We start from the raw sequence: 26,983 nt of genomic DNA, 5'->3' as shown, positions 1-26,983 counted from the left end.
ACTGGCTTATTTAAATTTAACCACTGTTGCGCCGTTCCCACCTTGATTACCTGGTGCAAATTCATAGCTGCTCACGCTGCGGTGATTTTTTAGATACTCAGTAATCCCCGTTCTTAGAGCACCCGTTCCTTTTCCATGGACAATGGTCACTTGGGGATAGCCTGCTAGAATTGCAGCGTCCAAATACTGGTCTACTTCAGCCAGTGCCTCCTCGTACCGTTTTCCTCGAAGGTCAAGCTGATTTGAGACATGGCTGGATTCAGCTGAACGAATAGCTGTAATACGCTGTGTTGGTTCTTTTTCTTTGCCGGCCAAAGTCATATCATCCTCGTCAACCGTCATTTTCAAAATCCCCAGCTGAACCTGCCAGCTATTCTCACCGGCTTTTTTCAGTAGTGTTCCCCGTTGTCCGTAGGTAGTAACCATTACTTCGTCACCGGCTTTCAGCTTTTTGCTCTCTTTCGCTTTTTTCAGAACCTTATTTTTTTGCAAATGAGTTTCATCCTGATGAAGGTTAGATAGCTGTGTTTTCGCATCAATCAACTGATGCTCCTTCACACCGCCTTGTTTCCCGCTGCTCAGCTGCATTTTACGAATATCCGAGATAATGCCTTCTGCACTTTCCTGTGCTTCTGTGACAAGCTCATTCGCTTTTTTGCGGGCCTTTTCCATTTCTTTGTCACGCTCATCAAGAAAATAGTTATAAGCATCCTTCAGCTCTTTGTGCAGAACCTGTGCTTCGTCTACATAATGGCGAACTTCAAGATATTCTGTTTCTGCCATCTTTCTACGGTTTTCAAGATCAGCAATCATTTCATTCAAATCCTGACTTTCTCCATCCATAATTTGCTTCGCTTCATTAATAATCCCTTCCTCAAGACCTAGACGACGGGAAATTTCAAACGCGTTGCTTCGCCCAGGAACACCAATCAGCAGACGATATGTTGGGCTAAGAGTATCTACATCAAACTCCATACTGGCGTTAATTGTTTTCGCCCGGTTATATCCATACACCTTCAGTTCCGGATAATGAGTCGTTGCTACGACATAAGCACTTTTGCTGCCTAGCGCATCCAAAATTGAAATAGCCAGCGCCGCTCCTTCCTGAGGATCAGTACCAGCGCCTAGCTCATCAAACAGAACCAGACTATGCTCGTTCACCTTGCCCAAGACATCGACAATATTTGTCATATGTGAAGAAAAGGTACTTAAGCTTTGTTCAATCGATTGTTCATCGCCAATATCTGCAAATACTTCATGGAAAATGCCGATAACGCTTTCCTCTCCTGCTGGGATTGGCAGCCCTGATTGTCCCATCAGCTGAAGCAGTCCTAACGTTTTTAAGGTGATTGTTTTACCACCAGTATTTGGACCAGTGATAACAATCGCCTGATAGTCATCTCCTAAAATAATATCATTGGCTACAGCAGTCTCCTGATCCAATAGAGGATGCCGTGCTTGTTTTAGGTATACGTGTTTCTCCAGACTAACGGTTGGAACTACCGCCTTCAGCTCTTTGCCAAGCCGTGCTTTGCTGTTGATAAAATCAAACTTACCAATGACATACGCATTGTGAATGATTTCCTGTTGATAAGGAACCAGCTCCGCTGAGAGTTCTGAAAGAATCCGTTCTATTTCGTTCCGTTCGGCAATTTGATGCTGACGAAGGCGATTGTTCAACTCAACAATTTGTTTTGGTTCAATAAACAGTGTCTGTCCAGAGGAGCTTTGATCATGAACTACTCCGCCAAATACGCCCCGATATTCATGCTTAACAGGAATTACATAGCGTTCATTTCTCATAGTAACAATTGCATCACTTAAATATTTGGCATTTTTTCCTCGAACAATTCCGTCTAGCTGCTCTCGAATTGTCTGTTCACTTCTTCTGATATTATTTCGAATCGTTTTTAACTCAGCAGATGCTTCATCGTTAACATGACCATCTTCTGCTATGGCTGTTTTTAGTCTTCTGCTTAGCTCTGGAATCGTTACTAGCTGGTCTAACCAGTCATACAACCGCAGCAGATCAATTTCGCTATCTTTTAAATCATCAAAAAAGCGGATAACTTCTCCTGTAGTGGAAAGAACCCTGCTAATCTGAGCCAGCTCCAATCCGTTTAAATTTGCCCCGATTTGGATACGTTTCATATGTGGACGGATGTTTTCCAGCTTTGGCACAGGAATACCGCCGCGCAGACGCTGCAGCTTAAAACCGTCTTCTGTTTCCGCCAGCCAGGACTGAATAATATCGCTATCAACACTAGGCAAAAGACTGCTGACTTCCTCACTGCCCTGTGCCGTTACAGTATATTCCATCAGCAACTGCTTTACTTTATCAAAATTTAGCGTCGCTAAAATCTTCTCATTCATTTTTTCACCTTCTATTTTCTAGTCTTAACCATAAAAAAGATACAAAAAAAGCTGAAACAAAAAGCCTGCATCGGACATTGTCTCAACTTCTCTTACAAACCTCTAACCTAACATTAGTTAATCATTTGTTCTATCCAAAGATTATAAACCTGTTTAGAAAAAATTGGCGTGTCTTTCAGCATAAATCGAACAAGTCCGCTGCTTTCAAACTGATTTTGAATAAAATCAACAGGAATCATTGACAGCGTACTCAAAATCAAAAATAGACCTATATATAACACTACCATACTTAAAATCCCGCCTGCAACCCAGTCAGCCTGCTTCAAAACCGGTAAAAAAGTTAAGCCATGCGCAAAAATTGCGATAAATCGAACAATCAGCCAGCCAATAAATAAAATCATCAGAAAGGCTGTTGCGGCATAAAATGCCTGATCCAAATCAAGAACGATTTCCTGCTTAAAGAATACCAGTTTTGTTTCTTCTGTCGCTGAAGGATAAGGGATATATAGTTCAAGGTGTGAAGCCAATGATTTATAATTGCTCTTTGCCACAAGATAAGCAATAAAATAGCCCACACTATATAAAATCTGTAAAACAAATCCTCTTTTAGCACCGGTATAAAAACCGATTGCTAAAATAAAAAGTATCAGTAATGTTAACATCCTGTCACCCTCTCAAGCTTAGTTTTCCTGGGTATCCTGAGTACCTTTGTTTTGAATCTGCTGCTTCCGGTTTTCGTTCAAAATCTGCTGTGCCTCCATATGGTTATGGATTTCAACATCTTCTTTACCGTTCTTCTTCAGCACACCCTTCGCTTCCGCTTCAATGGCTTCGATTCGCTTAATCCTATTTTCAAGCTCTGCTACCCGAATTGTTCTGCGTTTCAGCTCTTCTACTTCCTGCTTCAGCTTCAGCACTTCTTCCTGCTTCTTCAGCTGATCGGAAACCGCATTAACAGCCAACAAAACAGAAGCTTGCTCATTATTGGTCTGAGGAGATATATGTTTAATTTCAGCCAATTGCTCATTAACGATTCTCGTTACTAAATCCATATGCTTTTTCGTTTCCTGTCCAATAATTGTATACGTATGATTTGCTATCACGGCTTTATATCGTGTCTTGTCATGTGCCATGCTTTTCCCTCCTGTAAATAACCCGTAAGCCCCATTATATCACGAAAAATATCTTTTATGGTATTTTTTGTGTGAGCAATCCTTTATTATTATATGCTACTTATTGAAAAAATTAAAGGTTTTAAAAGATTATTCTCATCTGTTTTAGAGATAACTTAAAACAATATACTGGGAATTAACTTAAAAATTCCGTAAAATGAAAAATAGAAAGGAAGATTATCATGAAAATTTTCATCTTCGGTATTGGTGCCAAAGAAAAACCAGTTGCTGAAAAATGGGCGGCTGAGCATAAGATTTCCATCGAAACAAGCAGTAGTGAGCTCAATTCTGAAACGGTCGAATTAGCTAACGGAGCAGACGCTATTTCATTCCAGCAAATGAGTGCTGTGCATGAAGAAGCGATGTATCAAAAAATGGCGGAATACGGCATCCAGCTGCTCTCCACACGTTCCGCCGGTATTGATGGACTTTCCAAGAAATATCTAGAAAAATATAACATTAAAGCAGTAAATGTTCCAGTATATAGCCCTCGTGCGATTGCCGAACACGCATTGACATTGTCGATGATGCTGCTTCGCCGCATTCCTCGTCTGCTGCAGCGGGAACAAAACCAAAACTTTGTGTTAGATGGCTTAATCGGTCGGGAAATTCATGATTTAACAGTGGGAATCATCGGTACTGGTCATATTGGCTTAACCACTGCTCAGCTATTCAAAGCGCTAGGTGCTAATGTTGTGGCTTTTGATAAGTATCCCAAAAATGGTTTAGAGGATTTACTTACTTATGAGGATTCATTGGAAGCAGTTGCTAGCCAGGCAGATATTCTTAGCCTTCACGCCCCATATGTAGCTGAAAACCATCATTTGATTAATAAAGACATTCTTTCGCTGATGAAACCGACTGCTCTCTTAATCAATACAGCTAGAGGTCCGTTAGTCGACACCCATGCACTTCTGACTGCGCTAACAGAAAAAGAAATTGCCGGCGCCGGGCTGGACACTCTGGAAAATGAGCAGTTGTATATTAATAAAACAAAGGAAGAACAAATCGAAAGACATCCTTATATTGAACAGCTGTTGGCATTGGATAATGTGCTTGTCACGCCCCATATTGCTTTCTACACTCTTGAAGCTTCGCAAATCCTTATGGAAAGCTCATTAGGTAGTCTTTACGATATGTACCAGACAGGTACCAGTGAAAATCTGGTTCAACTTAATTAGAAATGCATCATCTAATCAGACTCACGCTGATTGTTGAAGACAACCGTTTACAGCCATAAAAAGCTTATAGCTCTTTTACCAGTAAAAAATAACAGGCAAGCTATTCTTTCGAATACCTTGCCTGCTATTTTAACGCATCTGTAATTATTCTTTTTCGAATCCTATTTCAGTCAACGCTTCTTCGCCTTCTTTGAAGCTGGCTCCTACGCCAACACTCTCATCAGGGGCATCAAAAGTGATGATTGTTTCTTTTTCAGTATATTTCATTTCAGCATCGCCTAAACCGCTAGATTCTTCAAAAGATTTAGCTACTTCTTTTGCCATATCTTCATCAGTAATTTGCAGTACTTCATTGTCCATAACGGCTTTTCCAGATACTTTCGTTACTTTATCGCCCTCATGTTCAACGATGATTGATACTTTTGTACCGGTCATTGGCGACTGACTGAACGTATCCGTTTCAGTTTTAGCACCACAACCAACTAAAACAACTAATAAAAACACCCCAAATAGAACTCTTAACGTCTTTTTCATTTCTTTCCTCCTAAAATTTTAATACTCCTCTATTGTACTTGTCTTTAAATGAAAAGAAAAGAAGAATTTTAGCTAATAAGCATTTTAATTAGTCGCCTACCTTGTAGTTTAACATTTAGAATTTGATGAAATCGAAGCTATCTAAAGCTTTGCTTCACTTCAAGCCTCCAAGCATAGAGCCTTTGAAACGGCTTTAGGGAGCTGGAAGCATCCACTAATGTTCCAACCCCCTAAATCTTCTAGCTTCTTCAATCAATGTTTGCCTTTGCCTGGCACTCAGCCTACGTCATTTTCAACACTGCTTTTCAAGCTCATCAATTCTACAGCATATCAAACAATGACAGCTGATTTTCGTCCGGCAGGTCTTTTAAAACGCCGTTTTCAGTCATATATTCTATCAGCGTTTTGGATACCTTGCCTCGGTTGGCCAAATCTTCTTTTGACAGGAACTCCTGATCCTTCCTTGCCTCAACAATTGCCCGGGCCACGTTTAATCCCAAACTCGGCACTGCACGGAAAGGCGCAATCAATGTATCGCCGTCAATCACAAAATTTTCCGCATCAGATTTATACAAATCAATCATGCTAAACTTGTAGCCTCGTTCAATCATCTCATTCGCAAGCTCAAGAACAGTCAGCAGGTTTTTTTCCTTGGTAGATGCTTCCAAGCCCTTATCCTGAATCTCTTTCATACGAGCTTTCACGCCTTCTTTTCCTTGAGACATTGCCACAAGATCAAAGTCATCTGCCCGAACTGAAAAGTATGCACAATAGTACAGTATTGGGAAATACACTTTAAAGTAAGCAACCCGCAGTGCCATAAGTACATAAGCGGCCGCATGAGCCTTAGGAAACATGTACTTGATTTTCGAACAGGAATCAATATACCACTCTGGTACATTATTTTCTTTCATTGCCTTTAAATATGTGTCTCGAAGATCATCCGGAATCTTGTTCCACAATCCTTTACGCACCGTTTCCATAATCTTGAAGGCCATACCATCATCAAGTCCGGCATGGATTAGATAAACCATGATATCATCCCGACAGCCAATCACTTCTGCCAGATTTGCTTCTCCTCTTCGAATCAGCTCCTCAGCATTTCCCAGCCATACATCTGTTCCATGAGAAAGGCCGGAAATCTGCAGCAGCTCTGCAAATGTTGAAGGATGGGTTTCTTCCAACATACCACGTACAAAACGAGTACCGAATTCTGGGATGCCCAATGTTCCCGTTTTAGAAAAAATCTGTTCCGGTGTCACGCCTAATACTTCTGTTCCTTCAAAAATCCGCATAACCTCCGGATCATCTGTAGGAATTGTTTTAGGATCAATACCAGATAAATCCTGAAGCATTCTAATAACAGTAGGATCATCGTGCCCCAGTATATCCAGCTTCAATACGTTATCGTGAATGGAGTGGAAATCAAAGTGCGTTGTTTTCCATTCAGCATCCTGATCATCTGCCGGATATTGAATTGGCGTAAAATCATACACATCCATATAATCGGGAATAACAATAATCCCCCCTGGATGCTGACCAGTTGTCCGCTTCACACCTGTCGAACCTTTCGCCAGACGATCAATCTCCGCACTGCGAAAATGGAGATTATGGTCCCGTTCATATCCTTTTACATAACCATACGCGGTTTTATCGGCAACCGTACCAATCGTTCCTGCACGATACACATATTCTTCACCGAAGAGAACCTTAGTATAGCCATGGGCTTCCGCCTGATAATCACCAGAAAAGTTCAAATCGATATCGGGAACTTTATCTCCGTGGAAACCTAAAAAGGTTTCAAATGGAATATCATGACCATCTTTAAATAAACGAGCGCCGCACTCAGGACACTTTTTCTCAGGCATATCAAATCCTGAACCGTAAGAACCGTCTTCAAAGAACTCAGAATATTGGCAGTTTGGACAGTGATAGTGAGGCGCCAACGGATTTACCTCGGTAATTCCAGTCATCGTTGCTACAAAGCTAGAGCCAACGGATCCCCGTGAACCAACCAGATAACCATCTTCCATACTCTTATGCACCAGCTTTTGAGAAATCAGATAGATAACGGAGAAGCCGTTACCAATGATACTATCCAGTTCCTTCTTCAAGCGTTTCTCAACAATATCCGGCAATGGGTCACCGTAAAGCTCTTTGGCACGATTATAGCTGAGATTTCGGATTTCATCCTCAGATCCCGGAATTTTCGGCGTGTATAAATCGTCCTTAACCGGTGTGATTTCTTCACACATATCAGCGATTGCATTGGTATTTTCTACTACAATCTTCTGAGCAACATCTGCACCTAAAAACTGGAAGGCTGTCAGCATTTCATCGGTAGTTCTGAAGTGAACAGCCGGTAAGCTATGACGATTGAGCGGATTCGCTCCTCCCATTGATCCAATAAGGATTTTCCGATAAACGCTGTCTTCTTCATTTAGATAGTGAACATTACCCGTTGCGACTACCGGCTTATCAAGCTCATTACCGATTTTAACCAGATTGCCGATGATTTCCTCCAAATCTTTTTCATTTTTTACCAGCTCCTGCTCTAGTAGCGGCGCATAAACTGCTTTGGGCATGACCTCAATATAATCATAAAATTTTGCTTTATTTTTTGCCTCTTCTACCCCTTTTTGCATCATCGCTTCAAAAATTTCACCATTTGAACAGGCCGAACCGATAATCAGACCTTCCCGCAGCTTATTCAACTGAGAACGGGGAATTCTAGGTATCCGGAAAAAATAGTTGACATTAGACATTGAAATTAGCTTGAATAGATTCTTTAGTCCAGCTTGAGTCGTTGCCAGAATCGTTGCATGGAACGGCCGGGCACGCTTATATGAATCCCCTTCGCCAATATGTCTATTTAAATCATCGTGGTAAAACATATCATGATTTTCTTTAGCGTCCTTTAAGAAAATCCAACATAGGTGACCTGTCGACTCAGAGTCATAAATCGCCCGGTGATGCTGTTCAAGATTGACGCCGAATTTTTTAGACAAGGTGTTCAACCGGTGACTTTTAAATGTCGGATGCAAAAATCTGGATAGTTCCAGCGTATCAATCACTGGATTTTCAGCTTCCGGTATGTCGTATTTTCCATAACTGGTATTCAAGAATCCCATATCGAATGATGCATTATGGGCAACCAGAATCGTTCCCTCTGAAAATTCTCTGAACATTGTCAGTACTTCTTTTTCAGACTTGGAGCCGCGAACCATTTCATCCGTAATCCCCGTTAAATTTATGGTTGTTTGAGACAGAGGATGTCCAGGGTCAATAAACTGCTCAAAGGTTTCAATGATATTCCCTTTATGCATTTTTACGGCCGCCAGCTCAATAATTGTATCGTAAACCGCTGAAAGTCCAGTCGTTTCCACGTCAAAAACAACATAAGTTGCGTCATGCAGCTCAATATGCGCTTCGTTGTAGGCGATTGGCACACCGTCATCTACTACATTGGCCTCTAAGCCGTAAAGAATTTTCACGCCGGCTTTTTTACCAGCCGCATGGGCATCAGGAAATGACTGGGCACCGCCATGATCTGTTATTGCAATCGCTTTGTGTCCCCATTTTCCAGCCTGAGCCACCAAATCGCCAATTTTATTTGTCGCGTCCATAGTACTCATGTTGCTGTGAAGATGAAGTTCTACCCGTTTTTCTCCTTCAGGAGCATAATCTTTTCTCACTTCATGGGCAACTTCCATCAAATCCTGAGCATTCATCACTAAATCCCGCATGAAAGTATCTTCCTGAATACTTCCTCTCACACGAATCCAGCTGTTATTTTGAATTGCTTCGAAAACCTGTTCATCTTTTTCGCCGTTTGAAAATTTCTTTACAATAAAAGACGAGGTATAATCAGTAATTTTTAGAATAAGGATTTTACGTTTAGAACGCAGCTCTCTAATTTCTTTATCAAAAATGTATCCTTCGATGGTCACTCTACGTTCTTCTTCGAGAATATTTCCCATCGGCATAATCGGCTCGTCAGCAGGGATGTTACGCCCCAATCTGACTGGTCCATCCAATGCTCCTGCACCGCTTTCCTGCTTTTCTTTTTTCCGTTGTTCATGCTTTACAAGAGACTCAGCTGCCTGCTGCTGAAAAGCTTCAGCCTGCTCTTGCTTACGTTCTTCGAAAAGCTTCAAGACGCGCTCTGCTTGCTCCTGATCCATCTTCGGTTCAATGTGAAATTTTTTAAAGCCATACTGGCTGTATAGCTGCTCGATGATAGGCAGATACTGCTGCTTTAGATAGGGAATGACTGCTTCGTTGTCAACAGGCAAAATGATTTTCTGATCTTGAATAACAGGTGTCTGTTTTTTTACTACTCGTTGAACTAAGGGGGAATCACATTGATTATTCAATAACGCCAGCTGCCAGTAATCAACAAGCTGCTGCTCTGTAAAAGCTCCGCCGTTGCCGCTGGAAATCGTCACAGATGTATCTGCAATCGACTGAAATGCAAGCTCCATATGCTGAATAAACGACTGGTACAACATAACCGGCATAATTTCAGGTAGCTCAAGGTGAAACTCCCACAAGCGGCTTTTTTGATGAACCATTACTTTTTTTATACGTCCCTCTTTTAAAACGGGATGCTCTCTTTCAGAATGATCCAACTGAATCTGATCCAGCAGCTTTAAAAATAGTTCTCTTTCCTGTTCCAAAATTCGAACCTCCTCTATTTCCATTGACCCTCTTTACATTCAAAAATACACGTTGCATTTAAAGGCTGATTTACACAATTATACAAAGTAAAAGTGATTTTCCAAGAAAATCATTTTAGGGATAAAATGTTGAATATATAAGCTTTTACCCCGCTTTTCTCAGCCATCTTCCAGTCCCAAATCAGAGAACCGAACATTGTTAAGTATACTATTTAATTCTATGAAATACAATCAGACCTTCTTTCATGTTTTATTGCTTTACGCATGTATTTTTACCTCTTGTACCATTAAAAAAACTACAAATTCAGGCAGTACACGTAAAGAAGCCAAGGACTTTTTTATCCTTAGCTTCTTTACACAGTTCATCTCGTAATTCATTTCGATAATACTTAAACAGTGACTATCTATCTCCGGCATGAACTTCTACCACAACTCCTTTACTTAAAAAAGAAGACTCAGAAAAATAATGCCGATTCATAGTTCTGCTTGCCTGAGGAATTCCATATTGTATGAAAACATTTAGCCTAAGCTTTCATATTCTTTTTGTTAATCCAATCAACAGATACATCCATTGCAGCTCTGGCTGCATTACTTTGATCCATTGAATTCACCATCACAAAATCATGAATCATTCCTTGGAAACGCAGTTGTGTTACCTCCACACCTGCGTCTCGTAAATGCCGGGCATATTCTTCTCCTTCATCTCTTAGAACATCTGCTTCTCCGTTTAAAATCATCGCAGCGGGAAGTCCCTGGAGCTCTTCTTTTGTTGCCTGTAGCGGCGAGATTGTTTTAATTGTAGAATCCTGACCTTCTGGTAAATAATTATCCCAAAACCATTTCATTCCGTCTTTTGCTAAAAAATAGTCAGTGGCAAACTGATGATAAGATTTGGTGTCAAAACTGTGATTCGTCACGGGATAGTAGAGAAGCTGCTGCTTGATGTTCGGGCCTTTCCTGTCCTTTGCCAGAATAGCTACAACTGTCGCCATATTTCCGCCGACACTATCACCGGCTATTGTTAAACGGCTTGTATCATAATGTTCTTCTGCATTTTCAGTTATTTTTTCAAGAACTGCATAGCATTGTTCAATAGCAGTAGGATATTTTGCTTCCGGCGCTCGATCGCATTCTGGTACAAAAACGACCGAATTTGTTCTTATTGCTAATTCACGAACTAATTTGTCGTGGGTATGCGCACTGCCAAGCACCCAACCTGCACCATGGATGTAGAGGATTACAGGTAATTTTTCTGATGCTGCTTTAGGTTTTACAGTTCGGACATTAATCGTTCCATTCGTACCCAAATCCCAGAGCTGGTCTTCAATTTCCGCGTCAAACTTATTAATGGGAGAATCCTGAACCTTTTCCAATAAGGCACGTGCTTCTTCCACCGGCAATTGATAAATAAATGGTTCCTTTGCATTCGCTTCACTGAAATCTAATGCTGACTGTTCCAAAGAAATTCTTTCCACCATTCTAATCACACCTCTCCAATTTTTTGTACTTTTTCATGATAGTCTTGCTGCTATTCTTTTACAAACAACTTGCTTTTTTCTACTTTAAAACAACTTACAGAGAAAAAAATCCCTACAAAATTTGAAACGGTCCCAACGAATTGCAGATGCATTAACTGATAGTAAGCTATCTAAAAAAAGCAGCTATCTTTCCACCAGCTTGTAAAAAATAAAAAAACTTGTCCCGAAAAAGTTTCCAGGACAAGCTATTCTTCACTTAATTATTTTCAGAATTTAGTAAAATAGACAAGGTGTTTTCCAGTTCCTCTTTACGGACTTCAAGCATTTCACCTGTCTTTTTAATTTTTACTTCAACAACGCCATCTACAGCTTTCTTACCTACAGTAATCCGAATTGGGCAGCCAATTAAATCTGCATCAGCAAACTTAACACCGGCACGCTCGTTACGGTCGTCTACCAACACTTCGTAGCCGGCAGCATTCATTAGTTCCTCTACTTCTTGAGCTAGACGGATTTGATACTCATCTTTAATATTCATCTGTACAACATGCAAATCAAAAGGCGCTGTTCCTTTCGGCCAGTTAATACCATTTTCATCCGCATTCTGTTCAACAATCGCTGAAAGCAGACGGCTAACTCCAATTCCGTAGCAGCCCATAATCACAGGAATCTCTCTGCCGTTTTCATCTAGAACGTTCGCACCCATCGCTTCACTATAGCGTGTTCCCAGCTTAAAGATATGACCGATTTCAATGCCTTTAGTAAAGGCTAAAACGCCATTACCATCAGGTGAAGGATCTCCTTCTTGAACAAAACGCAAATCTTCATAGCTTAGCGGCTGAATATCTCTTTCAAGATTAACATTTTTTAAGTGGAAGCCTGTTTCATTAGCCCCAGCAACAGCATTTGCCAAATCCTGAATATGCAAATCTGCATATAGCTTCACTTCTTCAGCTAAACCAACTGGTCCAATTGAACCAAAGTCAGCACCAATATATTTTCTCACATCTTCTTCTGTTGCTTCTTCAAGAAAATCAGCATTAAGGAAGTTTTTTAGTTTAACATCATTAACTTCGTGATCTCCTCGAACCAGAACCATTACAGGCGCCTCATCAGCGATAAACAAAACAGATTTAATAATCTTTTGTGGTTCGATTTCAAAAAATTCAGCAACCTCCTGAATCGTGCCTACATTTGGGGTAGCCACTTTTTCAAGGTCTACTTGACTTTCATGAGATTTTTTAGGTGTATAAAGGCTTGTTGCCATTTCCAGATTTGCTGCGTAATCTCCTTCAGTGGAGTAGCAAATTGTATCCTCACCAATATCTGAAATTGCCATAAATTCTTTTGAATCCTTACCACCCATTGCACCACCATCGCCGATAATCGCACGAAATTCTAAACCACAGCGCTCAAAAATGGCTGAATAAGCTTTTTCATAATCCTTATATGCTTCGTCCAAACTTTCATCGTTAGCATGGAATGAATAGCCATCCTTCATGATGAATTCTCTACCACGCAGCAATCCAAACCTAGGACGTTTTTCATCACGGTATTTTGTTTGAATTTGGTAAAGGTTTAACGGTAATTTTTTGTAAGAATTTACTTCATCTCTTATTAACTCAGTGAATGTTTCTTCATGGGTAGGACCTAACAAATAGTCCCGCTCATTTCGATCCTTTAAGCGATAAAGATTTGGTCCATATGTTTCATACCGCCCTGATTCTTTCCAAAGCTCTGCCGGCAGCAGGCTAGGCATTAGCATTTCCACTGCACCGATTTTGTCGAATTCTTCTCTCATGATTTTTTTCAGCTTTGCCAATACACGGTTAGCTAAAGGCAAATAAGAGTAGATTCCCGCAGAAACCTGACGGATATAGCCGGCTCTCAGCAATATCTGATGACTCAATACTTCTGCATCATTTGGCACCTCGCGCAGGGTTGGTATTAACATTTTTGACTGTTTCATTAAAATTTCTCCTTTGTAAGAAAAGCTGAATAATATACTTTTTGAGTAGACAGGAAGCATACAAAACCGCTGTTCGCGCGTTTCCCTTCACAATCCTGCTCAGTTCCCCCAGTAAGCTATTCAACTAAACACTAATTTTATGCTTTCTATGATTAAAAGAGTTCAGGTATTCTTTAAGAGCCCTGACACTTGCTTTGTCCCAACATCATTGGACAGGCAACAGAAAAGGTTGGTAAGCAATCAGCAGTAAATTAGAAAAAGAAACGCTGAATATCATTCCAGGTGACAAGAATCATTAAAAGCATAACAAGACCCACACCGACTAAAGTGATAATCATTTCCTTTTCCTGACTCAGCGGCTTACCACGAACGCCTTCTAAAACATTCAATACCAGCTTACCGCCGTCCAACGCAGGAATAGGCAGTAAGTTAACGATTCCTAAGTTTACAGACAACATTGCCATCAACCAGATAACTGTTTCGATGCCGGCTTTTGATGCTTCTGAAGACATTTGGAACATCATTACTGGTCCACCAAGTTTATTTAAGTTAAAGCTAGTAAAAAGGGAACCCAGTGTTTTAAATATCATTGTAGAATTATTGATTGTTTCAGTGACCCCGCCCAACAGCTTATCTGTCAAACTGTCCTTTCTGGGGACACTCACACCAATTTTACCAACGTTTGCATCCTTTTCAGGAGTAACCGTCAGTTCCTTTGTTTCATTTCCGCTTTTCACTTCAAAGGCTAATGGCTTCTCAGGATTTTCCTGAATCAGTGTAATCATTCCTTGCCAGTCGTCCACCTTTTTCCCGTCAATTGACAAAATCTGGTCGTCTTTTTTTAGACCGGCTTTTTCAGCTACACTATTCGGCTGTACGTCACCAATTCGATTCGTGTTCGTTACAGTGACACCACCGCTCATAAATACAGAAACCGTAAATAAAATTACCGCCAGTATGAAGTTATTCATCGGTCCGGCAAAGTTTGTCAGCATCCGCTGACTCAATTTAGCTGACTGAAATTGGACATCAACTGGTGCAATCCGTACCTCTACACCATTTGGCTCAATAATATTCGCGTCGTGGTCAACCGTATATGTTACTTCTTCTGACTCATCGCCATTTTCATATCCTTTGATATACAGCTCTTTTTCAAGATCGTATTCCAGCAGCTCAATAGGAATACTATTGGGAAGCTGAACTTTTTTACTGGTATTAATCTTAACGACTTTATTCTCCTCATTGACCATTAGGGAGAGCATCATACCTGGTTTTAGCTCTACTTCGTCTTCTTCAGCTCCTGCCATTCGTACATAACCGCCTACCGGTAGAATCCGCAGCGTATATGCAGTACCGTCTTTCCCCTGATGAGAAAAAATCTTAGGGCCCATACCAATCGCAAATTCACGAACCAAAATGCCCGCTCTTTTGGCAAAAAAGAAATGGCCGAACTCGTGCACAAGCACAAGAATTCCGAAGACAATGATAAATGTAATAATTGTTTTCATAAATTTCCTTCTTCCTTTATCCATCGTTTCACGAGTATCCGTGTTTCTTTATCAATAGCAATTACATCATCCAATGTAAGCGACGGCACTTCCTGATGTTCAGATACCGCTTTAGTAATCAGCTCTTCAATCTGAAGATAAGAAATCTCTCCATTGATAAAAGCTGCTACCGCTATTTCATTCGCTGCATTGAAAACCGTTGGGTACGCCCCGCCTTTTTCACCCGCTCTAAAAGCTAAAGCCAGCATCGGAAAACGTACCAAATCCATGGAAGCAAAATTCAGCTGTCCTAATTCAGATAAATCAAATGGCTTTTCATTTTTTATCGGCATACGTTCCGGATAAGTCAATGCATACTGAATGGGTTCTCTCATATCGCTTGGACCCAGCTGTGCCAAATATGCACCATCCTTAAAGCCCACCATTGAATGAACAATACTTTCCTTATGTAAAACAACTTTTATTTTATCATAGTTTATATTAAATAACCAATGGGCTTCAATCACTTCAAGGCCTTTATTGACCATTGTTGAAGAGTCTATTGTTATTTTTTCCCCCATTGACCAATTCGGGTGCTTTAATGCCTGTTCAAGTGTTACATCCTTAAGCTCCTCCCGGCTCAAATCTCGAAAGCTGCCGCCAGAAGCTGTGATTACAATTTCTTTCAAATTAGTCTTTCCATGTGCTCCTTCTAAACATTGAAAAATGGCTGAATGTTCGCTATCAACGGGTAAAATCGATACCTGATGCTTCTCAGCAGCGGCCATTACCCACTGACCTGCCATCACCAATGTTTCCTTGTTCGCTAAAGCAATGTCTTTTCCTGCTTCGATAGCAGCTAGTGTAGGCCGCAGACCCACACTTCCGGTAACAGCCGTAAGCACAACATCAATTTCAGCAAGCGTTGCTGCGCGAACCATTCCCGCTTCACCTACGCCGAACTCAATTTCGGGATAAGACACTTCCAGCTCCTTTTTTAGTTCTGTTGTGCCAACACCGACATAGACAGGCTGAAGCTGTTCAATCAGCTCTCTGCCCTTACTGATATTTGAATGAAATGTCAATGAAACAATTTGAAACCGGTCTGGATAGGCTGTCACAACGTCAACCGTACTGGAACCGATTGAGCCTGTAGCACCAAGTAATGCAATTTTTTTAATCATAAAGAAAAACTCTGAAGGATCAGAGTTTTCTCACCATCCCTTCTCAGTTTTTTAGAACAAGCCGAACAAATGCATGATTGGAAAAACAAAAAGCAAACTGTCAAAACGATCTAATATTCCACCATGTCCCGGTAATATTTTCCCTGAATCCTTGACTTCATAATGGCGCTTAATAGACGATTCCACTAGGTCGCCAAATTGACCAACCATTGAGAAAATGACTGTCATAACAATCATAACCGGCAGGCTATAAGTAAATGCTTCCTTTCCGGGTACGAACAATAGGTACGGCACAGCAACTACCACAGCGGAAAGGATTCCGCCAATCGATCCTTCAATTGTTTTGTTCGGGGAGACAGAAGGCAGCAGCTTCCGCTTACCAAATTTTCTCCCTACCATATAAGCACCTATGTCTGTCGCCCAGACAACAAACAAAGCATACAGCAGAACAACTAGTCCGCTGCTTCTTGCAGCAACGAAATTTTGAAAACCAACGCCGACATATAAACTTACAATTACAGGAAAGCCAGCCTGGGAAATACTATACGTATTTTTAGAAGCTACCAACGCTCCCAATAAAATCATTACCATTAAATAAAACAGGATAAAGTTATCTGTTTTTTCCGGTAGAAAGAAGAACCAGCGTTCTTTAGGTAAAACCAGCACAACTGCTGCCAGTACTGCAAGGACTCCTTCAAAGCTTAATAGCTCCAAGCCCTTCATTTTAAATAACTCATAGACCCCAACTGCTGCTAAAGCGGCAGCCGTAAGTTCAACTGCAATCCCTCCATAAACGATAATTGGGATAAATAATACTAAGGCAACAACTGCTGTAATCACACGTTGTCTCATATTTTTTCTTCCTCCGTTTCCTTCAGTCCGCCAAAGCGGCGGTTCCTGTTTTGGAATGATGCAATTGCTGTTTCTAAAAGCTCATCATTGAAATCAGGCCACAAAGCATCGGTAAAGAAAAACTCGCTATAGGCAATTTGCCACAACAGAAAATTGCTAATCCGTTCTTCTCCACTCGTCCGAATCAACAGCTCTGGATCACGAAGCTCTTCGGATAAAAAGCCAGTCATCAGAGCATCGGAAATTGCAGCTTCGCTGATTGCTTCCGGAGCAACTTCTCCTGATTTTACCTGTTCCGCAATATGTTGTACGGCAGTCACAATCTCAGCCCTAGACCCGTAATTTAATGCGAAATTCAATACCATTCCTGTATTATTCTTCGTCTGCTCAATTGCTCGTTTTACAGCATCCTGTGTATGCTCCGGCAGAAATTCCTTATAGCCCATGACCTCTACCCGTACATTTTCTTTAATCAGCTCTGGTACAAATGTATCAAAAAAATCTACTGGAAGCTGCATCAGAAAATTGACTTCTTCAGAAGGACGTTTCCAGTTTTCTGTTGAAAAGGCATACAGCGTCAATACCCTGACACCTAATTTACTAGCATGCTTCGTTATTTTTTTTACAGTATTCATGCCTTCCTTATGCCCGGCAATTCTGGGCAGTCTGCGGTTTTGGGCCCAGCGGCCATTTCCATCCATGATTACTGCAATGTGTTTTGGAATAATGCCATCTTTATCAAATAGATATTCAGCTTCTTCCTGAATATACTTATCTTTTTGCGGAAAAAAACGAAACATTTCTTTTCCCTCCATTTTAAAAAATCTATACAAATTCTGTTAAATAAGCTGGTTTATACACTATAAAATCTAGTACAGCCTCCCTATTACTTAACAGGATTTATACATCTAGACTATTATAGCAATAAGTTTCAGAAAAACCTATGCAAACAGTAAAATTTTCTTAATTGTTAAGAAACTGAAATGCTGTCTGCAAATAATGAGTCTAGACAAAAAAACGTGAGTAGGATATAACTCATTGAGTTATATCCTACTCACGTGGAATCCGAATAAACGGCGGGAGCAGGAGCACATACCAGCATTAAACTGCGACGGGTAACCGCAGGAGCACTCGCTAGCATTAAACTGCGACGAGTAACCGCAGGAGCAAGTCCTTCGGAAATAAGCCGAAATTCACAAAAATTTGAAGAACACCAGGTAAGAATCAGTCAACATCTGATTGGTTCCCTCGTAGTGTTTCTTGACAATTTTCGGATAATCCGTCTTATTGCTGTGAAACACAGCGAGGGATGAGCTGATGTTGAACAGTCCCTACTTGGTTCTCGGGATTAAACACTTCTGTCCCATTCTCGCTGCTCCTTGGATATTTAAAAAAACTTTAATCCGTTGGATTCTCAGAATTTTTTTGCTCCTGTTTGGTAACATTTCCTCTACTAATGCCGATTCGAATCACTGCATTTGTTGGAACGAATTCATTATAATTACTCATTTCAACGACCGTTCCCTTCGTCACTTCTGAATCGATATAGTAAATTTGATAGGTAAGTGGTGCACCCTTTTGCTGATATTCATCATAAAATATTTTTTGAACATCGCCTTCCATTGTATCATTACGTAAATCTTTCAAAAACGGTTTTCCTATGGAATAGGTTACTTGAACACCAGGCTTTTGACTAGCTTTGAAAGTCTCTCCAGCAGCAATCGACTGGCTGACAAAACCGCCATAAGGTACTGTATCATTGTAAAGCTGTACGACTTGAATATCTGCATTTCCTTCAGCAGACTTCATAGATACTTGTGAGTAGTCAGGAATAACATAGGCTTTTCCTGCCGATATCACAACTGGAAATTTATCTTTTTTCGCAAGCTTGGTTCCTTTTGCTTCTTTTTGAGAAATGACTTTTCCAGCATCTACTGTATCCGAATCATTTTCCGATACTTCAATCGTCAGTTCGTTTTTCTTCGTCCACTCTTCCACTTCTTCTTTGGTTTTCCCAGTAAAATCAGGAACTTCTATAGTTTTCTCGTAGACTTCAGGACCTTTAGAATAATAGACTTTTGCTTTATCTTTTCTCTTGTAAGTTTCCGCAGTTACATCTTTGGATACCATTTCCAGTTTAATGAATTCCCCTGAAGCTTTTGACGCACTATATTCTTCTATTACACTTAAATTATCCGCTTTATTCTGTAGTATCCAGTCGCTAACTTCTGTCCGATTCATTGTTCCAAAGTCAGGTAGCGGCAGCCCCTCCTCCGGATCAGGACCTAAACTTGCATCTACAGTCAGTTCAGTTCCCTTTTTGATTTTTCCGGTTTTCTTGCTTTGAGAAATAACTGTATTTGTTTCTGCTTCAAAATCATAAATCTGTTCGACTTTAAGCTTTACATCATTTTCTGTAGACCATGTTCGAACTTCGGCAAGCTCTTTTCCAGTGAAATCCGGTACCTTTACATGACTCATTTGATAATAGCCAAAAAATCCCAGTGCTATAACCCCAACAGCCAGTAAAGCAAAAATCACATATTTAATTATTTTTTTTCTGCGGTAACCGGTATCTACTTCCATTAATTCATCACCATACTCGCCATCATTACTAACTGGTCTGGGAGCTGGTGTTTTTTTGACCGTTGGTTCTTTTACCTTCCGCACTTTTTTTTCTTTTTTTCTAGCTCTCAGCATATCCTCTACAGACAAATCCCCTTCATCTGGACGATGGGACTCTGCAACAGGCTTTTGCGCTACTGTCTCTGGCTGCTTCACAGGCTGCTGGTGATCAGATTTCACCTGATTTTGAGCTGTCTCTAATGATTCCGCGTCAGTCTTCTCCGGCTTAACCGCTTCTTTTTTCTTCCCTTTACTCTTATCATAAAGTTTATCTTGACGGGTCTTTTCGTAGTTTCCCCCGCTAAAGTTAGACAAAAAATCACTCATATTCCTTCAACACACCTTTTTTCAAATAATATGTCGTATCAGACTGTTTGGCAATTTCATTGGAGTGGGTCACGACAATCACACACTTATCATGCTCTTTTGCCAGCTTTGTAAAAATATCTACAATTTCCTGTTCCATTTCCTCGTCAAGGTTACCTGTGGGCTCATCGGCTAAGATGATATCCACATTAGTAGACAGCGCTCGAGCAATTGCTACACGCTGTTGTTCTCCCCCGGAAAGCTGATTGACTAGCCGATCAGCTTTTGCCTTGTTGATACCAATATAGTCCAAAAGGTTGTAGGCAACTTCACGCTGATTATCCGGTAACTGGTTATCTGTAATCGACATCGCTACTAGTACATTTTCTACAGCAGTCAAATACGGAACCAGATTATAGCTCTGGAAAATAATGCTGATAGCATCTCTTCTATATTTGTCATAACCCATAGTTTTAATATCTTTTCCTTTGAAAAGCACCTGTCCTGATTTGGGAGTATCCAATGCGCTAATCATTGATAGAAATGTCGTTTTTCCCGAACCAGAATGTCCTAAGATCGTATAGAATTTGCCTTTTTCAAAAGAAACACTTGTATCCTTAAGAATAAAACGACGCCGATCTCCGTCCTGATAGTAATAATCTAATTTTTTTGTTTCAAGAATCGCCATTTTCTTTCCCTCCTACATCATGATTTTTTTCGGATTCAATCGAAGAATATACAGCAGCGGTACTATCGCCGACAGTAATGTTGTTGCCAATCCTACGACCAGATACGTAATAATATAGGCTGGTGAAAATTCAACCTTGTAGGAGTTCATAATATCTTCAGTTGTTAAATCTGAAACACCTAAAGAGGACATTCCGTAATACATCATATCATTTGCACCATTATTGGTACTTGTCAGAATATCACTATTAAGTAATGAATCTGAAACTACCTTACCCAGAATATTTCCGCTAATTAAAGATAAAAGCAATGCAATCCCGCTAATTATCAGCATTTCTATAACAATCTGACTCATCACCCGACCGCGCTTATCTCCAAGCGACAGATAGATTCCCAACTCATGCTTACGATCACGCATGAATAGCAGAACCACCAAAGAAATAATCAGCAATGCGGCTATAATAGAAATCATTACCACATAACCAGAAATCTTTGACAAACTCTTCATGCTGCCGCCAATTTGATCATACTGATCTGTTGACGCCTTTACTGCATAAAGATCTGGCAATAACGGCTGAACCTCTTCCTTGAACGCTTCCACATCATCGACGTTTTTCAGAACATATACAGGAACATAGTATTCCTCCTGTTCATCTACTTCACTTAAATCTTCCTGCGTTTCAGCAGGGCTTTCTGCTTTATATTTTTCAAAAAAAGCTTTTTCGTTTTCAATTACTACTTTATTCGTCGTATACACCGTATTTAGCTGTTCCATAGATAAATACTGCTGATCCATCATACTGCCGGAATTTTCTTCCCCATTATCTTTTTTCATCTCTACAGAAGCCGGCTCAAAAATACCAATAATCTCCAACGGAATATCAACTTTGAATAGGGTTGAGCTTTCCCCGTTCTCGTTGTAGTCATAAGCGACACGATCCATTACCATCTGATCACCTACAGAAAGTCCATTGCTTTCTGCAATTTTTGATGAAATTAGTGCAACATTTTTACCGCTATCAATCTCTTCCTGAGTGAGCACGCGCCCCTCGATTAGATTAATCTTTTTCTCTTCAATATCCAGTATTTTATTATAATTTGATCCTTTTAATGTGAAGGTATTATCTGCAGAATAGCCAGACTCTTCTTCCATAACAGCGCTTTTCAGCTTTTCAGTCTGAACCCACGATGTCGCATTGTAATCATAGTATTTTACGTAGGAAGATTCACCAATCTGTTTAATCAAATCCTCTGATAGATTTTCAATGACCAAATCTTCTTTCATAAACTCATCTTGATTGTTCTCATAATCCAACTCAATGGTCGCCATAGCGCCCATCTGACGTTTAACGTTTTTCTCAACATTGGCAGTCGATTGCTGAATAGCAATTGCTCCTGCAATAACATTTCCTAAAATAAAAATAACAGCAAATAATAGAATAGATTTACCTTTTCTACGTGAAACACTGAAAAGTGCTCTTTTTACAAAATTCATACCTTCAACTCCTTAAAGAAATACTAATCACTTTCTCTCCATTATTTCATAACCCGTTGGTTCATACAACCTTTTTCTCAAAAACAAATATTATATGAAATAAAAAAATAATAACATAAAAATAAGACATAAATTTTATTTTTATTATATGCTTTAAAAATATTCTAAACCTTGACAACACTCATAAAAGAACACGTTTTAGTTCAAAAAAATAAAAAAAACAACAGCCGGCAGCTGTTGTTCTTTGGTTTTATAATATTTTGTGTTGGTGGAAAATCTGCCAACACTTTTTTGAGTGTTCAAACACAAAAAGGAACAACAAACTAATAAAATGAAATCGACTAAAACCACAAATCATCAGAAAGGTTGCTCCCTACGGATAAAAATACCAGAAAGTTGCTCGGACTAACAGATAAACACCTCTCCTTTGGAGAGGATTGGCTTGAATACAGACCAATGAAAGGTGTTCAGGCTCAGGTAATCAAGGACAAATAATTAAGAACGGCCACCACCTTACCCAAGCCCAACTTCCTGTATTTAATGAGCGTTTGATATTCTTAGAGCTGATCGCTCCTAATTTCTTTGTCATGAGTGTGGAAAAAGCTTTCATGCTCATACAGAGTTGATTAAAAAACATCATCATCTGTCTAAGCAGCTCTGTCTACAAATTATGCTTGATTTAAAGAAGAATGTCTTTAGAAAACAGATTGCTCAAAAACATTTTGTTTCAGATGTGACCATTCTTCGCTTAATGGAAGAACTCTCTGCTTCCTATCGTTCTAATTGACAGTTTCTTCCGAAAATTCTATGTATCGATGAATTCAAGGCAACAAAATGCTGTCAAGGAGCGATGAGTTTCATTTGTGTCAATGGAAAAGCCAAAAAGATTAAAGTCCTCAAGCGAGTTGCCTATGGCTATCGTAATTTTTATCATTTCCGTTCACGCATTTATAGTATTCCAGGTCTTATTTTTTCACCACATAAAAAAGAGAAATAAGCGAATATCTCCGCAGCTTTATAGGCAAATCGAGAATTACCAGTTCCACTTGTGTAGGAACATTTAGTGGGATGGTATGCGTACGATGATAGATGAATGTGTAACATTCATACCTTATATTAGAGCTAGCTGTCCAGCTACGAATATACCTTGTGGAGCCTGCCTCTGCGATTACTCGAGGCAAAGCATAATAAATTTATAGGCTTAGCTGCTCAAATCATTCGCTTTATTCTCCCTTTTTCAAAAAAGAACTTGGAACAAAATCAGAGAATCTCTGTTTTTTCGTTCCAAGTTCTTCAATTTTATTCAGTTTTTGTCCTACCAACACAATTTGACGTAGAACCTGTTCTTTTCAAGAACTTTGATTCTAAACGTCTAAAAGTTCTTTTTCTTTATCAGCAGTGATGTCATCGATTGCTTTTACACTGTCATCTGTCAGCTTCTGTACATCTTTTTCAAGATTTCTAAGCTCATCTTCTGTGATATCGCCATTTTTTTGCTGTTTCTTTAAATCATCCATTGCATCACGACGGACGTTTCTCACTGCTACCTTTGCATTCTCAGCTTCTTTTTTCACGTCTTTCGTCAATTCTTTACGACGTTCCTCTGTCAACTGAGGAATAACCAGACGAATCACGTTTCCGTCATTGGTCGGACTAATTCCGATATCACTAGCCTGCAGGGCTTTATCGATATCATCAATTGAGTTTTTATCGAAAGGTGTAATCATTAAAACACGTGCTTCTGGAATAGTGATTGATGCTAATTGATTTATCGGAGTAGGTGCACCATAGTAATCTACAGTGATACGATCCAGCAGACTTGCGTTTGCTCTTCCTGCGCGGATTTGACCTAATTCACGCTGTAGGCTTTGCTCTGCTTTTTTCATTTTTTCTTTTGCAGTTTCCATTGTTTTTCCAGACATTATTATTTCCCCCTAACTGTTGTTCCAATATTTTCACCAAGACATGCTCGGCGGATATTTCCTGGCTCGTTTAGGTTAAAAACGAGTAGTGGAATATCGTTATCCATACTCAAAGAGCTTGCTGTAGAATCCATGACCTGTAGACCTTTTGAAATGACATCCAAATGTGTCAGTTCCTCATACTTCACTGCATTTGCATCAAGCTTCGGATCAGCAGAGTAAACACCATCTACATTATTTTTTGCCATTAGAATGACATCTGCTTCAATCTCAGCTGCACGCAAAGCTGCAGTTGTGTCGGTTGAGAAATAAGGGTTTCCTGTTCCGCCGGCAAAAATAACAACACGGCCTTTTTCAAGATGGCGTTCTGCTCGTCTGCGGATATACGGCTCAGCAATTTGACGCATTTCAATCGAAGACTGTACACGTGTCGGCACGCCTAGATTTTCCAATGTGTCCTGCAACGCTAAAGCATTCATTACTGTAGCAAGCATACCCATATAATCAGCTTGTGCTCTTTCCATACCCATTTGCGCACCGATTTGTCCGCGCCAGATATTGCCACCGCCGACGACAATTGCCATTTCGATACCTAATTCGTGAACTTCTTTAATCTCTTGTACGATTTCTTTGATGACAGGAGGTTTGATTCCGAATCCATCATTTCCAGCCAAAGCTTCACCGCTTAATTTCAGTACTACACGTTGATATTTAGGTTTTACCATCTTGTCTTTTCCCTCCAGCAATTCTCTACTGTCATTTTATCATAAGACAGTTGTTTTTTCAGATAGTTCTTTGAACTTGCCTAAAAAAAGGGAGCGCATTTAACTGCGTTCCCAACTGTTACAAGTAACAGAATTATTTTTTCATTTGGCTCATTACTTCATCAGCAAAGTTATCTTCACGTTTTTCGATGCCTTCACCAACAGCAAAACGAACAAATGATTTAACAGTTGCGCCTTTTGCAGCAACATATTTTTCAACAGTCATATCAGGATCTTTAACAAACGGCTGATCTACTAATGAGATTTCAGCTTTAAATTTGTTAAGACGGCCAATAACCATTTTATCTACAATGTTAGCAGGCTTGCCTTCGTTTAATGCTTGCTCAGTAAGAACTGTTTTTTCATGTTCAAGCTCTTCTTGAGGGATTTGTGATTCATTGATATAACGAGGATTGATTGCTGCAACGTGCATAGCAACATCTTTCGCTACTTCTTCGTCTGTTGTTCCTTCTAAAACAGTCAATACAGCGATACGTCCGCCCATATGCAGGTAAGCACCGAATGCAGCGTTATCAGCTTTTTCAACTACTTCAAAACGACGGAAGCTGATTTTTTCGCCAATAACTGTTTGTGCTTCAATCAAATCTGTTTCAATAGTACCTTTTTCAGTTTTGATAGCTAGTGCATCTTCCATTGTTGCAGGACGGTTTGTTGCCATTTCCTGAGCAACGTTTTTAACTAAATCCTGGAACATTTCGTTTTTCGCAACGAAGTCTGTTTCAGAGTTGATTTCTACGATTGCAGCAAAGTTGCCGTCAGTTGCAACATTTGCCAAGCCTTCAGCAGCGATACGATCGTTTTTCTTGCCTGCTTTAGCCATTCCTTTTTCACGTAAAAAGTCAACGGCTTTATCCATGTCGCCTTCTACTTCTACCAATGCTCTTTTGGCATCCATCATACCGACACCTGTCATGTCACGTAATTCTTTTACCATTTTAGCTGAAATATCTGCCATTTCTCTATATCCTCCTCAAATAGTTAACATCATTGTTTTAAAAAAGCCATCTCAAAGGAGAAACAGGCCTATTGCGCCAGCCTTTGAGACAGCTCCGTTTTATTTTTATACGTATACTCGTATTATTCTGCAGTTTCTTCGTTAGTACCTTCAACAACTTCAACGATTTCTTCGATTGATGTTGCTTCTTCAGGTGCTGTTTCAACGAACATTTCTTCTACAGCTTGATCTTCACCTTGGTTTCCTTCGATGAACGCATCAGCCATTTTAGCTGTAATCAGCTTAACTGCACGAATCGCATCATCATTTGATGGGATAACAACATCGATCTCATCTGGATCACAGTTAGTATCAACCATAGCAACGATTGGAATGTTCAGTTTTTGAGCTTCCTGAACTGCGATACGCTCTTTGCGAGGGTCAACAATGTACATTACATCTGGAACTCTAGGCATATCAGCGATACCGCCTAAGAATTTTTCAAGACGTTCACGTTGTTTGTTCAAACCAACTACTTCTTTTTTAGGAAGAACGTCAAATGTACCGTCTTCTTCCATGCGGTTAATATCTTTCAAACGTTTGATACGTTTTTGGATAGTATCCCAGTTTGTCAACGTTCCGCCTAACCAGCGATGGTTTACATAGTATTGACCAGCACGGATTGCTTCGTCTTTAATTGCTTCTTGTGCTTGTTTTTTAGTACCTACGAACAATGCAACGCCGCCTTCTTCAGCAACATTTTTCATGTAATCGTAAGCAACGTCTACCAATTTCACTGTTTTTTGCAAATCAATGATGTAGATTCCGTTTCTTTCTGTGAAGATGTATTTTTTCATCTTCGGATTCCAGCGACGAGTTTGGTGTCCAAAATGTACGCCGGCTTCAAGTAATTGTTTCATAGAAATTACTGCCATGTTGTGTTTCCTCCAATTTGGTTTTTTTGTTTCCTCTCCTGCTCTCTTCTTCATGAAGAACCGAAAACGGCACCCCTTCACAAATCAAACACGGATGTGGATTTAGCGCTGAAAAGCAGCACCTTTGATAGTATACAATAGAAAATAAGCAAACGCAAGACAGTGACACATATTTTACTTACGTTTTTATTTATAGATATTGTCAGAGAAAGTAATTGCGGTAGAAACAGCTTTCTTCAAGTACATGAATGAAACGCAATAAGAAGAAATTTACAAAAAGAGATGAAATAAGCACATAAACCATCGCTGTTCCCTGATTCCTATTTAGTACTTCTCAAATTTTTGCTGAATTTCAACTTATTGCTATAAAATTGACTCTGTCTCA

20 protein-coding genes are annotated in these 26,983 nt (G+C 39.9%); 2 read left to right on the top strand and 18 right to left on the bottom strand.

Annotated features, from left to right (window positions below; translation table 11 throughout):
- Positions 1-6: 6 nt before the first annotated feature.
- The 3 genes from AC1Z3K_RS11970 to zapA form a co-directional block, all read right to left on the bottom strand.
- Positions 7-2,373, bottom strand: a complete 2,367-nt coding sequence (locus tag AC1Z3K_RS11970; RefSeq protein ID WP_426084440.1) for an endonuclease MutS2 — start codon at positions 2,371-2,373, stop codon at positions 7-9.
- A 113-nt stretch (positions 2,374-2,486) separates the two neighbouring features.
- A complete protein-coding gene (locus tag AC1Z3K_RS11965) occupies positions 2,487-3,035 on the bottom strand; it encodes a CvpA family protein (protein ID WP_461732836.1) in 549 nt (182 codons plus the stop codon).
- Between the two features lie 18 nt (positions 3,036-3,053).
- On the bottom strand, positions 3,054-3,506 hold the full coding sequence (zapA, locus tag AC1Z3K_RS11960) for a cell division protein ZapA (protein WP_426084442.1): 453 nt from the start codon (positions 3,504-3,506) through the stop codon (positions 3,054-3,056).
- Between the two features lie 221 nt (positions 3,507-3,727).
- Here zapA and AC1Z3K_RS11955 point away from each other — a divergent pair, with 221 nt between their 5' ends.
- Positions 3,728-4,726 (top strand): NAD(P)-dependent oxidoreductase, encoded by a 999-nt coding sequence (locus AC1Z3K_RS11955; RefSeq protein WP_461732835.1) that lies wholly within the window; start codon positions 3,728-3,730, stop codon positions 4,724-4,726.
- A gap of 144 nt (positions 4,727-4,870) precedes the next feature.
- Here the strand turns inward: AC1Z3K_RS11955 and AC1Z3K_RS11950 are convergent, their stop codons facing one another.
- From AC1Z3K_RS11950 to AC1Z3K_RS11900, 11 genes are all read right to left on the bottom strand, one after another.
- Positions 4,871-5,260, bottom strand: a complete 390-nt coding sequence (locus AC1Z3K_RS11950) for a DUF1307 domain-containing protein (protein WP_426084444.1) — start codon at positions 5,258-5,260, stop codon at positions 4,871-4,873.
- 320 nt (positions 5,261-5,580) lie between these two features.
- On the bottom strand, positions 5,581-9,963 hold the full coding sequence (locus AC1Z3K_RS11945) for a PolC-type DNA polymerase III (RefSeq protein ID WP_461732834.1): 4,383 nt from the start codon (positions 9,961-9,963) through the stop codon (positions 5,581-5,583).
- Between the two features lie 500 nt (positions 9,964-10,463).
- Positions 10,464-11,417, bottom strand: coding sequence for an alpha/beta hydrolase (locus AC1Z3K_RS11940; RefSeq protein WP_461732833.1), 954 nt, complete (start codon positions 11,415-11,417; stop codon positions 10,464-10,466).
- A 256-nt stretch (positions 11,418-11,673) separates the two neighbouring features.
- Positions 11,674-13,386 (bottom strand): proline--tRNA ligase, encoded by a 1,713-nt coding sequence (locus AC1Z3K_RS11935; RefSeq protein WP_461732832.1) that lies wholly within the window; start codon positions 13,384-13,386, stop codon positions 11,674-11,676.
- A gap of 251 nt (positions 13,387-13,637) precedes the next feature.
- Positions 13,638-14,894 carry an RIP metalloprotease RseP gene (gene rseP / locus AC1Z3K_RS11930; RefSeq protein WP_461732831.1) on the bottom strand — a complete coding sequence of 419 codons (1,257 nt, stop codon included), beginning with the start codon at positions 14,892-14,894 and terminating at the stop codon, positions 13,638-13,640.
- Entirely contained in the window at positions 14,891-16,057 is a 1,167-nt protein-coding gene (locus AC1Z3K_RS11925; RefSeq protein WP_461732830.1) for a 1-deoxy-D-xylulose-5-phosphate reductoisomerase, read from the bottom strand. Before AC1Z3K_RS11925 ends, rseP begins: the two co-directional genes overlap by 4 nt.
- Positions 16,058-16,108: 51 nt before the next feature.
- Complete coding sequence (locus tag AC1Z3K_RS11920) at positions 16,109-16,909, bottom strand: phosphatidate cytidylyltransferase (RefSeq protein ID WP_426084450.1); 801 nt, start codon at positions 16,907-16,909, stop codon at positions 16,109-16,111.
- Complete coding sequence (locus AC1Z3K_RS11915) at positions 16,906-17,709, bottom strand: isoprenyl transferase (protein ID WP_426084451.1); 804 nt, start codon at positions 17,707-17,709, stop codon at positions 16,906-16,908. Before AC1Z3K_RS11915 ends, AC1Z3K_RS11920 begins: the two co-directional genes overlap by 4 nt.
- 598 nt (positions 17,710-18,307) lie before the next feature.
- Entirely contained in the window at positions 18,308-19,861 is a 1,554-nt protein-coding gene (locus tag AC1Z3K_RS11910; protein ID WP_461732829.1) for a PASTA domain-containing protein, read from the bottom strand.
- Entirely contained in the window at positions 19,854-20,528 is a 675-nt protein-coding gene (locus AC1Z3K_RS11905) for an ABC transporter ATP-binding protein (protein WP_426084453.1), read from the bottom strand. The genes AC1Z3K_RS11910 and AC1Z3K_RS11905 overlap by 8 nt, the downstream gene beginning before the upstream one ends.
- A 12-nt stretch (positions 20,529-20,540) precedes the next feature.
- A complete protein-coding gene (locus AC1Z3K_RS11900) occupies positions 20,541-22,022 on the bottom strand; it encodes an ABC transporter permease (RefSeq protein ID WP_461732828.1) in 1,482 nt (493 codons plus the stop codon).
- An 850-nt stretch (positions 22,023-22,872) separates the two neighbouring features.
- On the opposite strand from AC1Z3K_RS11900, the gene AC1Z3K_RS11895 reads away from it, so the two are divergent.
- Complete coding sequence (locus AC1Z3K_RS11895; RefSeq protein ID WP_461732827.1) at positions 22,873-23,019, top strand: transposase; 147 nt, start codon at positions 22,873-22,875, stop codon at positions 23,017-23,019.
- Between the two features lie 367 nt (positions 23,020-23,386).
- Here AC1Z3K_RS11895 and frr read toward each other — a convergent pair whose 3' ends face one another.
- The 4 genes from frr to rpsB all read right to left on the bottom strand — a co-directional run bounded on the left by frr (position 23,387) and on the right by rpsB (position 26,598).
- Positions 23,387-23,944 carry a ribosome recycling factor gene (frr, locus tag AC1Z3K_RS11890; protein WP_426081524.1) on the bottom strand — a complete coding sequence of 186 codons (558 nt, stop codon included), beginning with the start codon at positions 23,942-23,944 and terminating at the stop codon, positions 23,387-23,389.
- Between the two features lie 2 nt (positions 23,945-23,946).
- Positions 23,947-24,669, bottom strand: coding sequence for a UMP kinase (gene pyrH / locus AC1Z3K_RS11885; RefSeq protein ID WP_426081525.1), 723 nt, complete (start codon positions 24,667-24,669; stop codon positions 23,947-23,949).
- 133 nt (positions 24,670-24,802) lie between these two features.
- Positions 24,803-25,684 (bottom strand): translation elongation factor Ts, encoded by an 882-nt coding sequence (gene tsf, locus AC1Z3K_RS11880; protein WP_426081526.1) that lies wholly within the window; start codon positions 25,682-25,684, stop codon positions 24,803-24,805.
- Positions 25,685-25,806: 122 nt separating this feature from the next.
- Positions 25,807-26,598, bottom strand: coding sequence for a 30S ribosomal protein S2 (gene rpsB, locus AC1Z3K_RS11875; RefSeq protein ID WP_426081527.1), 792 nt, complete (start codon positions 26,596-26,598; stop codon positions 25,807-25,809).
- Between the last annotated feature and the right edge of the window lie 385 nt (positions 26,599-26,983).

It is taken from the genome of Enterococcus sp. LJL128 (assembly GCF_056924295.1).
Note: the sequence above shows the minus strand (reverse complement) of the source record. Positions and strands in the feature narration are given on the sequence as shown.